The sequence below is a fragment of the Microbacterium sp. OR16 genome (assembly GCF_047306725.1).
Lineage (GTDB): Bacteria > Actinomycetota > Actinomycetes > Actinomycetales > Microbacteriaceae > Microbacterium.
In genome coordinates, this window is record NZ_JAZEXK010000001.1 from 585,429 (window position 1) to 600,005 (window position 14,577).

Here is a 14,577-nt window from a genome sequence, read left to right on the forward strand (position 1 = left end):
GAGTCGATGTCGCGAACTGAAAGCAGGGACCGGCTGGTCTACGAGATCGAGGAACTCGATGTGATTGCCCGAGACCCTGTCCGGGTTCGAGTTGAGTTCCACCGTAACCCGCCCTACGAGGTGTATGGACTGCACCCAATGGACTACCCTCGGGTCTTCGCGGACCCTGGCGCAGCATCGCCACATCGAATGCCCGATGACAGCCTGTGCCTGTACTACCCGCGCGACCCGCGTGATCGGCGTTGGGTTGCAGACGACGGCCTCGACGAGCTCCTAAGCATCACCGCGCGTCATCTCTTCGCGGAAGAGTACTGGCGCTCAAACGACCAGGTCTGGCCGATCGAGCAAGCCCCACACGGCATACCGGAGGACGCCTCGTGAAGGTATGCGGGATGCTCGAGTGGTGCTTCTGGGCCAGTGAAGCCGGAGCGACGATTCTGGCCGGGCTCCTTGCTGCGGCGGTAGCAGTAGCCGGTTATGCGTGGCAACAACGGCAGTCCCGCGCCGACAAGCGAGCGATCATGTACAGCGAAGCCCTCCGCGCGGTCGAAGACTACGCGGAAGCTCCGTACATCGTCCGCCGGAGGAGCGGGAAAGACGCTCGCTCCATCGTGAGCGCGCAGATAAGTGAGATCCAGTCACGGCTGGCTATGTCGTGTGCCCTGCTGGAGATTTCGGCGAACCGGCACATCGCTGAGGCGTACAAGAACCTGGTCGTGACCACGAGGCGGGTGGCTGGTGCTGCGATGTCCGCTGCATGGCGCGGACCGCGCATTCGTCGCGACTCTAACCTGCCAGGGCACGCGCCATACGACCGATCGGCAATCGACAACGCCAGGGCCGCTTACCTGGACACGCTTCGCAAGCACGACCACAGCGCCTCGCGTCGGATCAACGGATGACGCATTGCTGAGGAGCGACGAGCGATCATCCATGTGATGGGTGACTCGACATTCGAGGCACCCATCGCGGACGTCGAATCTGCCGCCGTTGATCGCAAAGTGCCCGCATCGAGCAGTTGATCGCGGATCTACAATTGCCCGTGTCAGCCGCCGCTAACTCTGGTCCGAAAACGGATCTTGCGTGAACTCCACCGGACCGTGCGATGGGCAAAGCCAGGTCAGCGAGAGGGTCTCGTCAGTGTGCCCAGGTTCAAGTGGTATTCCGCATGCGGGGCAATCCTTGCCACGCGGCAGACCGTCGGCACCTAGTTCTTCAACGCCCGCGGACACTTCGCCTCCGATCGCCTGAGTGCAACATCGTTATCCCGTGGTCGAGACTACGCTCAGGGTGTCCCGGATCATCAGCGCGTGCGCAGGTCTGGAGCGTCGTCAGGGACGAGCGATGACAGGGGAGCCCCGAGCACTTGAGAAATAGCAAGCATTGTCCGCAGCGTCGGGTTAGAGGGAGTGCCAGGACGCGATTCGCCCTTCTCGTACTTTTGGTACGTGTACCTCGTGAGGCCCGAGCGGTAGGCGACGTCCTCTTGACTCAATCCAGCACGCTCGCGCGCTGCCCGCAGAGAGGTCGCGAGCCGCTGCGAGTACGCTCGCCACTGCATCTCGGTCTCGTCGTCTCGAAGGGCCACCCGACAAGCGTGGGCAAGGGGAATAGTCCGTATGGCCTAATCCGTATGGCATAATTTCGGAGGCCATACGAAACAATCGTCTCCTCCGCGCGGATGCGTCCGCTGTCACCTGCACGTGTGCTGCCAGCCTCGATGCAAGCCGGTCGCCAGCTCGAGACGGGCTCGTGCGTGCGACCGCGAAAGCGATGGTCCGCATGCAACGTGATCCACGGCCGATCTGGTGGCGAAGCTTCTCGGTCTCGCCGCCCGCCGAATGGGTGTATGTCTTCGAAGACTTCACCGGCGATGACACCGGAGAGCCATGGGCAATCGCCGCTGGCATCTTCATTGCTCAGACACGACGACGGAGTGGTCGCGGTCCGACGTTCGCCGAGCTGTTTACCTCTCTGCTTCCCGACACGTCTGGACTTCCGGGGCCATTCCCGGACGGGATGGATTTCCTGGACCGCCGCCGGGCGATCTCAGGTTTCCGCGGCCACGTCGCAATCGACTGGCGTCGCCGCAACATGATCAACTGGGACAAGGACGTTGTCCGCAGTCTGCGGGTGGGGCGTGCATTTCGCGAGCTCTCCAGGAATCGTCAACTGGTTCGGAGTATGGGAGCGACCAAACAATGCGACCTGTAGAGGTATTCGTGAGTCAAACGAGGCGTCGCGCCTTTCAGTGCGTTCTGCTCGGGCCGGCGCCAGTCTGGAGGATCAGTTGATGAACGAGTCGTATCCCGACGCGATTTATCGGATTCTCGCGAGGTTCGCGCGCGACTGGCCGGTGACGATTGATGTCGGACCCGGCTGGTTCCCGCTCCTGGCACGGCTCGACGAGCGTCTTTCCGAGGTGTCTCCGCACTACGTCGTCCACCAAGTGAAATCGAAGTTTGGCTCGCTGAGCTTCTACGCGCAGTGCTCGGACGACCCGCAGGACTACAACGAGGCACTCGTTGAAGCGATCAGAGCTGCAGAGTGGGAGAGTACAACTGCCTGCGAGGAATGCGGCGAACCTGCTGGAACCTACACGATCGGGATGTGGGTATGGACACTGTGCTCGCGGCACGCCAGCGAAAAGCTGACGCCAGATGATGCGGCGTGACTGACCTGGGGTAATCGACTGGGAGTGATGCACGGGTAGGTGACAGCTTCGGTTGGACCGTGAAGCTCTGGTTCATGGTGGTCCCGAGCCCGACCGGCATCAAGCCGCCTCGACGTGCCTGCCCGCGAAGGCGACGGCAGTTCCGTTCGATTCAGCTCGCTATCGCGAGGCGTAGCTCTTCATAGCCGGCCCCGGGGGCGTCGCTCCAAGATGTTCTTCATGTAACAGCTAGATGTATGAGGCCATGACGTTGCTGACTCGCGTCGGTGTCGCAGAGGCGGGCGGTTGCCCGTCGTGAGCGCCGTGGGGACGGTGATAGTTGTAGTGCCGGTTCCACACTTCGAGCGCGGCAGCGCGTTCGGCTTCTGAGCGCCAGATGCGCGCGTAAAGAAACTCTTCGGCGAGGATCCGGTTGTAGCGCTCGACTTTGCCGTTGTGTCGAGGCGTGTATGGCGTGATGCGCTGGTGTCGACTGTTCCCGACTGCGTCGTGGAAAGCTGCGGATCGGTAGCAGGAACCGTTGTCGGTCACGACCCGCTCGATCCCGGCGATGCCGTGCTTGGCGAACCAAGCTCTTGCACGTCCGAGGAACGCGACGGCAGTGGCGGCTTTCTCGTCCGGCAACGCTTCGGTGTACGCGAGTCGGGTGTGCCCGTCGATGGCCGAATGCAGGTAGACGTACCCAGTCTTCGTACCCCGGGTCTTCTGACGTGCGACAGCTTTGGCTTTCTCGCTGCCTTTGCCGTGCACACGCCACCCGCCGCCATCAGGGATACGACCGACCTTCTTCACGTCCAGGTGCACCATGTGGCCGGGACGTTTGGTGGTGATGCGTTGCGGTTCCCGATTCAACTCGCCGTTGGGGTCAATATACTTGCGCTGGTTCAGGCCCAGCTGCGCGAGGAGCCGGGTGATGGTGCGACGACTGACCGGTGTTCCTGCTTGCTCGAGCTCGAATGCGATACGGGACGCTGGCCATTTCTGTTCTCGTCGCATTGACTCGATCTGCTCCACGAGGCGGCCAGGCGTTGCAGATGGTTGACGGATCGGCGACGACGAGCGGTCCTGTAGACCGAGCTTCCCGAATCGTTTGTATCTGTTGACCCATTTCGAGGCGGTCGCGCGGGAGATCCCCATCTCTGCGGCAACATGAGAAATAGGTCGAGTCCGACAGCGCGCGACGAGTCGACGACGACCTTCGACCGTCAGTGGCGAATTTGCGTGCGTCACTTGACCACCTCGCTCTCGACGGGTGCAATCAGCCGAATAAGCGGAACTGCGAGCAGCAGTGCCGTGGTGGTCGCGAGCGCGGCTACCCAAACGGGTCCGAGCGCGCCCGGCATGACGCTGAGTGCGGCGGAGGCGAGCACGGGACCGGCGGCCGCGCCAACGTTGAGTGCCGCTGTCGCGTATGACCCTGCCATGGTGGGTGCACTCGCCGCGGCATAGAGCACTCGTGTGATCAGCGTGCTCCCGACGGCGAACCCCACCACACCCTGAGTGAATACGAGCCCGAGCAGGGCAACGGGGTTCGTTGCAAAGAGGGCCAGCGCGACCCACCCGAGCACCAGAACGCTGCCACCACCGACGATGACGATCCTGGGTCGGGCATCCGAGAGTCGTCCCGCAACGGTGACGCCGATGAAGGAGCCGACGCCGAAGAGCACAAGGGCCAGCGGTACCCACCACTGGCTCAGGCCGGCGGTGTCCGTAACGATCGGCGCGAGATAGGTGAGCGTGGCGAAGGTGCCGGCATTCACCAGGGCAGCGAGCAGCATCGTTAGAACGAGGCGCGGGGAGGACAGCTGCGCCAGTTCCACACGCAGCGAGGTCGAGGACGACTCCTCCCTTGACGAGTCGTGAACTTGAGTGTTGAAGCCCGCGGCAATGCCGATCGCAGCGGGGACGCAGAGAAGAGCGATCGCCCAGAACGTCGACTGCCAGCCGAGTGCCGTTCCAAGCAGTGCACCGGCGGGGACGCCGGCGACGGTGGCGACGGTGGTACCCGCCAGCAGAACCGCCACGGCCCGCCCTTTGGCATCGGGTGCTACGAGTCTCGTCGCCGCACCCAAAGCGACCGCCAGGAAGCCTGCATTCACGATCGCCGCGATCACGCGCGTGATGAACAGAACCGTGAAATCCGGCGTAAGTGCCCCGACGACGTGGGATAGCGCGAATACGATCGCGCAACCCAGGAGTGTCGCCTTCACGGGGAGGTGACGAGTGAGCGCGGCCATCGCCGGTGCACCGATCACCATCCCTGCGGCGAACGCCGATGTCAGGAGACCAGCGGTCCCCACGGAAACGCTGAAGTATGTGGAGATGTCGGGCACGAGGCCGGCGAGCATGAATTCGGAAGTACCCATGGCGAAGACCACCAGGGCAAGAAGATAGAGAGCGAAAGGCATCGAGATAGCTCCGAAGCGAGAGTACGAACAAGAGAACGTCTCGTCACCACGGTCAGCGCCCAGAGGGCACCCGGATGCCGTGCTGCGCGCAGCACTGGGCAACAGAGAGCTAAGGGCTCAGCGGAGGTGAGGGGCTGACGGCGTGACCGAAAGCCCCTGAGTGTCCGATTCAGGGCTCGACATACCGCTCACCTTACCTGGCTGCGCCGCCAGCCCCAAGAAGTGTCAACAACCTCCTGGCCAGCAACAGCTAGACGCCGCTTTCCGACGCAACGTTGTGGCCGACCGCCCCGATTCGTCCCATCGCTGCAAGCAGGAGCATCCTGGCTGCCAGAGCTCTGGCAGAGCGTCAAAGAAAGTCGAGCAGGTTCGCGGCAACCTGCCCTCGAGCCGCTGGTGAGTAGGGGATCACGTGCGTCGCTGAAGGGGCGTAATGCGGGCCTTCTGCTCGTGATCGGTCCGCAGGTTGTGGTTCTCCAGGGTGAGTCGCTGAATTTCAGCAGCCGCGATCTTGATCTCGTCCCGAAGGCGGGCGTTCTCAGTGCGGAGACGCGCATTGGCGGCCGCGAGAGAGTCGCTTGGAGCGTTGTCTGTCTGCTGTTGAGCTCGGCGGCGGACGACCTTGCGGCGGTTGTCTGCGAGTTGCTGCGCGATCTGGGGAAAGTGCCGCCAGAAGGTCGCGTTGCTCATCTGGAGGCGGGTTGCGACTGCGAGGGCGGCTGGTGGACGGCCGGCGTGTTCTGTTGCCGCAGCGATCGCCGCTTCGACCTGCGCGGGTGTGGGCAGTGTGACGCGCTGAGTCATGCCGTTCCAATGTCAGTGGTTTGTAGCAGCTTGACAATCTTCGTGTGGCGTTCCTCGAGCTGCGTGACGAGGAGTGGCGGTAGGGCGGGGCGGGCAGCGATGTCGGCCTCGATGGTGGCCAGCTCGGCTTCCCACTGTGCACGATTGGTCGCGGTGAGGGCGACGTTGGCGCACGCGAGTGGCTTGCAGTTATTGAGGTTCGGCTTGGCGGGCGCGGGTTCGGTTCGTGTCCGGCACAGGGCTTTGCGATGGTCGTATACGCAGGTGACGTATCGGTCGGGGTAGACCGCGGGGTCATTGCGCGCAAGGAGCCGGAGGAGTCTGTGACGATCGGTCGCAACGACACCCTGGAACTGTGCGTGTTCGCCCAGTGCACTGAGACGGGCCTGGGCGTCGTGACCCGCAGGGCCGAGGAGTTGTGAATGGTCGTGTTCGTCGATCATCGCGAGGAGTTCCTCGCCACGCAAAAGAGCCTGCTCGGCTTCAACTTCTGCGCGGAACCCGGAATCAGATGTGCCTGCGTACCCTTCGAACATTTGAATGCTGTGGTGACGGTATTGAATCGCACCGGCGATTGATCCGCCAGGGTGCCGGGCGATGTACCAAGCAAGGGTGCGTCGGAATTGGCGAGTGGAGAGCCGCCAGGCACGGCCATCAACGTCGGGAATCGTGTCCTGGCGTCCGCGTGCGTTGCAGTAGGTGTTGACCCATGTGGTGAATCGAGACAGTTGTTGGTTTGTCGCGGCGAGAGTGAGGGCGTGGTTGCCTCCACGTCCGGCCGAGCCCGCGCCGGGGCCTACCTTCATCGGTGCGAACAACCACTGCACCGGCGGGCCAGGGAGGTTTGCGTGGGCCGCTTCAAGGATGTGAATCGCGCGAGCAGCCGCGGCGCCGACGACCCACGTGGCGGTGACGCCGCCTTCGTCACTTTCGCCTTTGAAGGCGAGGCTCGTCACCGTCCAACGGTAAGGGGACCCAGTGGCGTCGTATGCCGTGTTGCAACATCCGGGGCGTAGGTGTTTGATCTCGTTGTCGCGCATGCCCGAGAGAAAAGCAATCGCGATGTAGCAGGAGATCTGAAGCATCCTAGTAAGCGTGGTGAGGGAGTCCTCAAGGCCAGGGGAGAGGCTCACGCCAGGAATCCAGGCTTCTCCGTCGAGTCGTGCGCGGATCTCCAAGTCGAGTTCGGCGTACTCGGAGACTCCGACGATATCGGCCGTGGCATCGAGGACATCCCGCTGCCGTTGCAGCGCCGTCCGGTCACAGCCGATGATGTGGGCGATTGCGTTCAAGTGCAGCTTGCCGAGATAGCCCGGGAGGGCGCGGCCTGTGGATCGAACAGTCGCGAGGTACGCCTGAATGCGCTCTTGCTGAAATCCGTATGGTTTGCCGGCCATTGGCCCCTGAGGGGCCGGGCGACGTCGGGCTCTCCACGCACGTATGGCTTGCAGGATGTCTTCGCTGAAGTCGTCGATGAATCGCAGCGCCCAGACGAGCACGCGGCCGTGAACTTCCTCAGGGATACGGTCGGTCTTGTTCTCGTGTGCCGGTGTTACCGCGTGTTCTGTCCATGAAGCGTTTCGTCGTGGGTCCGCATGACGATCGACGTCGTCTGGTCGGTACCTCCAGAGCATGTTTACCGACGAGCGGAGCGCGAAACGCCGGGTCGCTGTTGGGTGGCTGAGGAGAAGGTGGCGCTGATAGGCCTCGAGGTCTTCATCGGTGAGCTCTCGCGTCGTCTTACCCGGAGCGTGCACGTCTAACCACACGAGGAACAGGCGGAGGTTGTAGAAGGTCGTCACAATGGAGTTGACGCGGGGTCGCTCTTCGTCTGGAGGGAGAGGGCCAGACAGCATGGTGTAGCAGAGCCGTTTGAGGACGTTCCGATGGGTGAGTGGCACGGTCGCGAAACGAAGCGTGAGCCCGCGGGCCTGCGACTGCAGCGACGCGGGAGCGAGGGGCCAGTCATCGTCGACGAATCGCGCGGTCTCGTCCAGCACGTGCCCGGAGCGCAAAGCGCGGCCGTGGAGGACAAACTGGCGAATGTCGTCATCTTCGGAACGGACGGTGAGTTCAAGACTGTCCGGGGTCACGGTTGCTCCCATCGGGGTTCCACAAGGTCGAGCAAGCTGTCGCCTGGGCGTTGCGCATGTGCAGTAGCGACCTCAGCTGCGCTGAATTTCGGAAGAACGTCGTTGCGGATCGCGGTCCACACCGAGCCATATCGCTGCCACCAGTCAGCGTCGGAGAGCTTCGAGCGCCGTTCCTCCAGTGCGTCGAGAAGGCTCATCAGGCGAGGTAGATGGTCTGAGGTGATGACGGAGTTGCCGCAGTGGAAGCAATCCATGAACGACACGTTGCATCGACGCCCGGTGAGTGGGTGATGCTCGTGATCGCTGCACGAGGCCCAAGCGGTAGGAGTGCTGTCGTCAAGGGTGGCCTCTATGTTGGTCCTTGGTCGACGCACCTGAGGGGAAACCTGCAGCTCGGTTCTGCCCGTACGTGCGAGTGCGCGTCGATGGGAGTCGTAGGCTGCTCGTTCAACGTCGATAAGCGCGTCCGAGACGACCTCCCGCGCCCAATCGACTGTCGTCTGGTCGCCCGCGAGATAGTTGCGGAAGAGTACTCGGGTGGAGTTGCTTCGCGCGGCTGAGGGCAAGTGCCCGCCAAGCTGACGGGTGCGACGCACGTCGACACTTGTTTTCAGTCGATTGCCTGTCAGCCGCAGTGGTTGGCGAGCATCTTCTGGCCCTCGATTCCTGCCACGATGCTCGGGTAAGTCAGCGGTGAGCTGATGGCGTTCGACCCACCGGCCCCACTTCAGACTGGCGCTTAGATCCTTCGCGAACGGGTTGCGGCATTCACGGCCGTCCTCGTCGGCTGACTGATGCCACACAGCCCAGAATGAGGGTGTGTCGAGGAAGCGGCGCGCTGGTGCCATCAATCGGTGAAGGAGCAGATAGAGGCCGCCCGGAGTGTGGAGCTCCTGACCGCGCACGCCGATTTCCCAGGTGACAGTGTTGTGCCAACGGCCGGGACCGCGGCGTCGTTTCAGGACACTGAGCTCGACAGCACGACCTTCGAGGAGACGATACGTCACCGGCAGCTCTTTGATCACCTCAAGGTTCCAGCCGGTCGTCAGAACGAAAAGTGCCAGCAACGGATAGAGGTCCTCGCGAGTCACGAAGAGCTGCTCGGCGATCGACCTACGCGGTCCCGCCAAATGTGTAGCGGAAAGCCCATCCACCGTGACCCGCCCAGTGCGGAGAGCTGCGTCCACCACCGCATCAGGACCATCGCGGCGTTGCTCGAGGCGGTCCTTCAGCCTGCGAACGTCCGCGCGAGCTGCAGCGGTGATTCGAGCAAGCTCGGCATCGGAGTAGCCCGAGATCCCCGGTCGGGCTGTGTTCCGGGTTCGAGGATGGAGACGTTCAAGCGTTGCTGACGGTATCAACTGACGCAATGGTGGATGATCAAAGATGAGCCCAAGCTGGCGCACCTCCACTGCTGCTGAGGTTGCTGTAGTGGCACTCGCACGAAAACGGCGGAACACATTGACGTGCTCGACGGTGAGGGAGGCAGGAGTCTTCGGCGGTCGAGGGAGCTGCGCGATGAATCGAATGAATCGAGCGAGCGTACCCCAAGCGCCCCGCACGGAGGCGAGTGTACGCAGCTCGCCAGAGGGCCCTATGCGCGTGGACCATGCCGCAGCCAACGCCGCATGCCAACCTGGCAACGGCAACTCACCGACATCGAACGATCGCTCCCGCGCGTCTTCGCCACGGAAGTGAACAACGCTACTCGTGGTTCTCAGGGACTCCTCCGTGAACTCCGGGTGATATCCGGGCGGAGGAAGGGGCGAGGGCCGGCCTGCGCGTGTAGATCCTCGGCCTCGGCTCACGTCTGATCAGCGCTGAAATCGGCTGCCCGCGGGTCTTCCCATTCGCTCGGAATCAGCGCCAAACGAGTCTCCATCTCCAGCTCCTCCAAGGCATGCAGATACACCTGAGTTGTGGTCACGCTTCTGTGCCCGAGTGCTCGGCGAACCCAGTCCAACGGATCGCCGAACACACGCGAGTAGTGAGTGCGCTGCTGAGGCGACAAGCCTGAAAGCTCGTCGATGTGCCCGCGCTGCAATTGCTCGAGCGTCAGCACCGCGAACGTATGGCGAAGCAGATGGGGATGCGCGCGCAGGCGGACATCGTGCGCTTCGCAACGAGCGTTCGCCTGCCTGAAAATGTCCTTCCAGGTTTGCGCGGCCATCGGCCTCCCAGCCTCGGATAGCCACAGCGCAGCGGGCTCAAGCCCGTCCGCGGTCTCAATGACGGTGTGCTGGCGCTGTGCCGGCGTGAGTAGATCGGCACGTGTGTGAGTACGAAGACCGTCCGGCCAGGCGACGGTCACTCTGCCTGTTCTCGGGTCCAAAACGGGCCCAGACAGCTTTGCGTATCCGCCACGTTCTCTTGCGGCATCGACGATCGCGCCTCTGTCGAACGCCACGTACGTGGAGATCTCGCGCAGGACGGACGTCGGCACGTAGACCCAACGCTCTGAGCCTGCCTTCGCGACCGCTCCAGGTAGCCGAAAGCGCTCGTACCCACGGTCAGTTGCGAGAGGAAGCTCACCCGTGAGCAACGACACTTGCTCGGTCAGACGCATGCCGGTGCGAACCATCAGATCAGCGAACGTCGAGTTGCGCGACGCCCATCTGCCGCGAAAAGCCGGATCCGGTAGCCCGTCTGGCAAGTACCCGCGAAGGCCAACATCGCGCCAGCGCCGATAAGACGCGGCAGGCAGCCACTTCACGTTCCCACGCGTTGCGTCGTGCGCATACGTGGCTGCAGTTTCGCCAGGACCCCGCGCGGAGTACCCGGGTCGGTGTCGACGAGCACGCTGAGGCACCGGACTCTTGGCGATGCGTCCGCGAGCGGCTTGCCAGCGAAAGAACCTGGCCTGTGCGCTAACTTCCCGATTCCATGTCGCCCCCACCACCCTGGGCCCTTGAGGCTCGAAGCGGCGCCACACCAGATATGCCCGGTGATCCTCCTCGGTTGCATGTCTCCAGTCGGCCACGTCCCGACTCCGGTGCAGGAAGTTGAAGAACATCAACAGATCACGGGCGTATCCATCGCGCGTTGCCGCCCGCGCTGACAACATGTCAGCGGAGTAGAAGAACTCGTTCAATTCCCGGTCGTACCTGAAATCAGGATTCAGCAGAAACGGGGTGGCCGTCGGGATACCCCAGTCCGATGGCAACCCGTCCTCGCGATGGAAGACATGCCATGAACCATCCGAGACTGAGCGTTCAACCGCAGCATCCGTCGCCATGTTTCGAACGCTACCTGACAATGGTTTCGAAATGAACAGTCGACAGTAACCAACTCCCGCCACAACCTCGCCATGAACCCGTGTCCCTGCGGCAACTACGGCGTGCGTGCAGCGGAGTGCACCTGCCCGCCGATGGCCATCCGCCGCTACGCAGGGCGCCTGTCGGGCCCGCTGCGCGATCGCGTCGACATCGACCTCCGGGTCTCGCGCGTCGCGGCATCTCTGGCCACATCAGGCGAAAGGTCCACGACAACCACCGACGAGGCGCGCGAGCGAGTCGCGCGAGCGCGGGCCGCCGCCGCCGAGCGCTGGCGCTCCAGTCCGTGGCGCATCAACGGCGCGGTGCCGGGGGAGCGACTCCGACAGGGCGCGCTGCGCCTGCCTCCCGCGGTGCGCGCACCGCTGGATCGCGCTCTCGAGAGAGGAGCGGTGACGCTGCGCGCGTACGACCGCGTCCTGCGCATCGCATGGACGCTCAGCGACCTCGCAGGCCTGACATCGCCCGGTGCCGACCAGCTCGGGCACGCGCTGTTCCTGAAGAAAGGACTCCTGGCATGATCGCCACCGGACTGGAACTGATCGATGACGCGGAGATGCGCTCGACCGCACGACTGCTGCGGACCGACGCCGATCCGACAGAGGTCGCCGCGCGGGTCGCGTGGTCGGTGCTCGTTGAGCCGGGCGATGGTGTCGCCGGTGCACTGCTGCAGAGCCTGGGGGCGGTCGAGGCGCTGCGCTGCGCGTTCGGCGATACGAGCCTGATGCCACCGGGAGTGGCGCCGCCCCGAGCGCTCGCGGAGGCGCTGGACAGGTGGCGCCCTCGTGCGAGCACTCGCGCCGTGCGGGATGCCATGCGCTCCGCCCACAGCGTGGGAGCCCGCGTGCTGCTGCCCGGCGATGCCCTCTGGCCGGACGGGCTGGGCGACCTCGATGTGCATCAGCCGGTGCTGCTGTGGGCCAGAGGCGACGCGGACGTGCTGGCGGCCGGCACGGCTGCGGCGATCGTCGGCGCGAGGGCGGCCACCGGATACGGCGAGAACGTGGCAGCAGAACTGTCGGGCGACCTCGCGAGCGGCGGCACCCTGATCGTGTCGGGAGGCGCGTACGGCATCGACGGGGCCGCCCATCGGGCCGCGCTGGGGGTGGGCGGCGCCACGGCGGCATTCCTTGCGGGTGGGGTCGACCGGGCGTACCCGATCGGGCACCAGCAGCTCTTCGACCGGATCAGGCAGTCCGGCGTGGTGCTCAGCGAGGTGCCCTGCGGCTCAGCGCCGACCAAATGGCGCTTCCTCGCTCGCAACAGGCTCATCGCGGCCGCCACACTCGCGACGGTCGTCGTGGAGGCGGGATGGCGCAGCGGCACGTTGAACACCGCGGGACACGCGTCTTCGCTGGCGCGTCCGCTGGGCGCGGTGCCGGGGCCGATCACATCTGCAGCCTCGGCCGGATGCCATCGCCTGCTGCGGGAGTACGACGCGGTGTGCATCACGAGCGCTCGCGACGTCAGGGAGCTGTGGGGAGAGTCGGATGCCACGGTCGCACCGTCCGCGACGCCGGACCACGACCGGACGAGACTGTTCGATGCGATGAGCACGCGCAGCGCGCGGGAGACGGCGGACATCGCGCGCCGAAGCGGCCTCTCGGTCGAGCGGGTGCGCTCGCTTCTCGGGCTCGTGGCACTCGACGGCCTGGTCGCCCAGCGCGACGACGGGTGGGTGCGCATCGAGTGACCGCGGGCCGATCAGCGACAACTGCGCCGACGACGCAGCCCGCATGCCGGCGGGGCAGCCCGCCCGCCATGACGCAGCACACCTGATGAGGACGCAGCCCGCGCCACGACGCAGCCCGCGTGCCGGCGGGGCGGGCGTTCTCCCGGCGCGCCCGTGCAGGAAGCAGCGGGGGAGCGGCATCCTGGAGAGGTGAGGTATGCGGACGCGGTGACATCCTTCACGTCGTACCTGGACCGGGTGCGCCGGCTCTCGCCCGCGACCGTGCGCGCCTACCGTTCCGACCTCGCCGACCTCGGCGCCGTCGTCGCTGACGCCGACGTGCGCGAGATCGACCTCGAGATGCTGCGCGAGTGGCTCTGGCGGGCCACACAGCGGGGGGACGCACGCTCGACTCTCGCGCGGCGCGCAGCGGCCGCACGTTCGTTCTTCGGCTGGGCGCACGAGAGCGAGCTCATCGCCGCCGACCCCAGCCTTCGCCTGCTGACGCCGAAACGCGGCAAGACGCTTCCCGTCGTCGCCTCCCAGGACGGCATGCGCGACCTGCTCGACCAGCATCGCGCCGCCGCGGCATCAGGTGATCCGATCGCGATGCGAGACCACGCGATCCTGGAGGTGCTGTACGGCAGCGGCATGCGCGTCTCGGAGCTGTGCGGCGTCGACGTCGACGACGTCGACCTGCACCGTCGCACGGTGCGCGTGCTGGGCAAGGGCGCCAAAGAGCGGGTGGTCCCGTTCGGCGCTCCCGCCGCCGACGCCATCGGTGCGTATCTGAGCAGAGGGCGCCCGGCGCTGATCGCCCGCGCCGAGCACACCACGCCCGCGCTGCTCCTCGGTGCGCGGGGAGCGCGAATCGGCCCCCGGACCGTCTATGCGCTCGTCGCCCGCGTGCTCAGCCCGATCGTCGGTGCCGAGCACGTCGGTCCGCACGCTCTCCGGCACTCAGCCGCTACGCACCTGCTCGACGGCGGTGCAGATCTGCGCGCCGTGCAGGAGATCCTCGGGCACGCGAGTCTCGGCACGACCCAGATCTACACGCACGTCTCGGCCGAGCGTCTGCTCGCCGGGTATCGCCTCGCCCATCCGCGGGCCTGAACCGCCGGCGTCCGGCGTGCGCGTCACCCCTCGCAGCAGGGCAGCAGGATCGCCCGCGGAACCTCCCCGAACAGGGGCAGGGGGTTGATGTAGCTCCCCTCGAGTCGCACTCCGACATGCAGCGTGCCGCGCGCCGCGTGGCCGCCCTCGGCGACCGTCCCGAGGGGGTCCCCGGTGCCGATGGCGTCGCCGGGCGACAGCGCCGATGACACCGGTTCCCACGTGCTCACGCGACCGCCACCGTGGTCGATCGTGATCAGGGGACGATCGACGACAGTGCCTCGGAACGCCACCACGCCGGGCGCGGGCGCCACGACGAGTGCATGGGTGCCGGCCGCGACATCCATCCCACGGTGTCCCGGGCCGTAATCATGCGCGGGAGCGCGGAACGGCTCGACCACCGCACGGGCACCGTCGACGGGCCATCGCCACGTCCCTTCGTCCTCGGCGGCAGCACTCGCGCCGCCGAGGGACACGAGGAGCGAGAGGACGACGGCGATGAAGCGGGCGCGCATCGTCTCACCCTCGCGCATCGAGCGCC

15 protein-coding genes are annotated in these 14,577 nt (G+C 65.2%); 7 read left to right on the top strand and 8 right to left on the bottom strand.

Annotated elements, in window-relative coordinates; all coding sequences use genetic code 11:
• The first annotated feature begins 6 nt into the window (after positions 1 to 6).
• Together V2S05_RS02855 and V2S05_RS02860 are read left to right on the top strand one after the other, a co-directional pair.
• A complete protein-coding gene (locus V2S05_RS02855) occupies positions 7 to 381 on the top strand; it encodes a hypothetical protein (RefSeq protein WP_413633780.1) in 375 nt (124 codons plus the stop codon).
• A gap of 11 nt (positions 382 to 392) precedes the next feature.
• Positions 393 to 902 (top strand): hypothetical protein, encoded by a 510-nt coding sequence (locus V2S05_RS02860; RefSeq protein ID WP_413633782.1) that lies wholly within the window; start codon positions 393 to 395, stop codon positions 900 to 902.
• Between the two features lie 401 nt (positions 903 to 1,303).
• Here V2S05_RS02860 and V2S05_RS02865 read toward each other — a convergent pair whose 3' ends face one another.
• Positions 1,304 to 1,561 (bottom strand): helix-turn-helix transcriptional regulator, encoded by a 258-nt coding sequence (locus V2S05_RS02865; RefSeq protein WP_413635211.1) that lies wholly within the window; start codon positions 1,559 to 1,561, stop codon positions 1,304 to 1,306.
• 191 nt (positions 1,562 to 1,752) lie between these two features.
• On the opposite strand from V2S05_RS02865, the gene V2S05_RS02870 reads away from it, so the two are divergent.
• Together V2S05_RS02870 and V2S05_RS02875 are read left to right on the top strand one after the other, a co-directional pair.
• A complete protein-coding gene (locus V2S05_RS02870; protein WP_413633784.1) occupies positions 1,753 to 2,214 on the top strand; it encodes a hypothetical protein in 462 nt (153 codons plus the stop codon).
• 79 nt (positions 2,215 to 2,293) lie between these two features.
• Positions 2,294 to 2,674 carry a hypothetical protein gene (locus V2S05_RS02875; protein ID WP_413633786.1) on the top strand — a complete coding sequence of 127 codons (381 nt, stop codon included), beginning with the start codon at positions 2,294 to 2,296 and terminating at the stop codon, positions 2,672 to 2,674.
• A 228-nt stretch (positions 2,675 to 2,902) separates the two neighbouring features.
• On the opposite strand, the gene V2S05_RS02880 is transcribed toward V2S05_RS02875, so the two are convergent.
• From V2S05_RS02880 to V2S05_RS02905, 6 genes are all read right to left on the bottom strand, one after another.
• On the bottom strand, positions 2,903 to 3,904 hold the full coding sequence (locus V2S05_RS02880; protein ID WP_413633788.1) for an IS481 family transposase: 1,002 nt from the start codon (positions 3,902 to 3,904) through the stop codon (positions 2,903 to 2,905).
• A complete protein-coding gene (locus tag V2S05_RS02885; RefSeq protein WP_217316632.1) occupies positions 3,901 to 5,082 on the bottom strand; it encodes a Cmx/CmrA family chloramphenicol efflux MFS transporter in 1,182 nt (393 codons plus the stop codon). The genes V2S05_RS02880 and V2S05_RS02885 overlap by 4 nt, the downstream gene beginning before the upstream one ends.
• A gap of 408 nt (positions 5,083 to 5,490) precedes the next feature.
• Positions 5,491 to 5,886, bottom strand: a complete 396-nt coding sequence (locus V2S05_RS02890; RefSeq protein WP_413633789.1) for a hypothetical protein — start codon at positions 5,884 to 5,886, stop codon at positions 5,491 to 5,493.
• On the bottom strand, positions 5,883 to 7,979 hold the full coding sequence (locus V2S05_RS02895; RefSeq protein WP_413633791.1) for a hypothetical protein: 2,097 nt from the start codon (positions 7,977 to 7,979) through the stop codon (positions 5,883 to 5,885). The genes V2S05_RS02890 and V2S05_RS02895 overlap by 4 nt, the downstream gene beginning before the upstream one ends.
• Positions 7,976 to 9,070 (bottom strand): hypothetical protein, encoded by a 1,095-nt coding sequence (locus tag V2S05_RS02900; protein ID WP_413633792.1) that lies wholly within the window; start codon positions 9,068 to 9,070, stop codon positions 7,976 to 7,978. Before V2S05_RS02900 ends, V2S05_RS02895 begins: the two co-directional genes overlap by 4 nt.
• A gap of 713 nt (positions 9,071 to 9,783) precedes the next feature.
• The gene (locus V2S05_RS02905; RefSeq protein ID WP_413633793.1) at positions 9,784 to 11,214 is read right to left on the bottom strand and encodes a tyrosine-type recombinase/integrase; all 1,431 of its coding nucleotides are present in this window, start codon (positions 11,212 to 11,214) and stop codon (positions 9,784 to 9,786) included.
• A 72-nt stretch (positions 11,215 to 11,286) separates the two neighbouring features.
• On the opposite strand from V2S05_RS02905, the gene V2S05_RS02910 reads away from it, so the two are divergent.
• From V2S05_RS02910 to V2S05_RS02920, 3 genes are all read left to right on the top strand, one after another.
• A complete protein-coding gene (locus V2S05_RS02910; RefSeq protein ID WP_413633794.1) occupies positions 11,287 to 11,772 on the top strand; it encodes an ATP-binding protein in 486 nt (161 codons plus the stop codon).
• Positions 11,769 to 12,944, top strand: a complete 1,176-nt coding sequence (locus V2S05_RS02915; RefSeq protein WP_413633796.1) for a DNA-processing protein DprA — start codon at positions 11,769 to 11,771, stop codon at positions 12,942 to 12,944. The genes V2S05_RS02910 and V2S05_RS02915 overlap by 4 nt, the downstream gene beginning before the upstream one ends.
• Before the next feature lie 189 nt (positions 12,945 to 13,133).
• Positions 13,134 to 14,036 (top strand): tyrosine recombinase XerC, encoded by a 903-nt coding sequence (locus tag V2S05_RS02920; protein WP_271637722.1) that lies wholly within the window; start codon positions 13,134 to 13,136, stop codon positions 14,034 to 14,036.
• 23 nt (positions 14,037 to 14,059) lie between these two features.
• On the opposite strand, the gene V2S05_RS02925 is transcribed toward V2S05_RS02920, so the two are convergent.
• Positions 14,060 to 14,551 carry a murein hydrolase activator EnvC family protein gene (locus V2S05_RS02925; protein ID WP_271637721.1) on the bottom strand — a complete coding sequence of 164 codons (492 nt, stop codon included), beginning with the start codon at positions 14,549 to 14,551 and terminating at the stop codon, positions 14,060 to 14,062.
• Between the last annotated feature and the right edge of the window lie 26 nt (positions 14,552 to 14,577).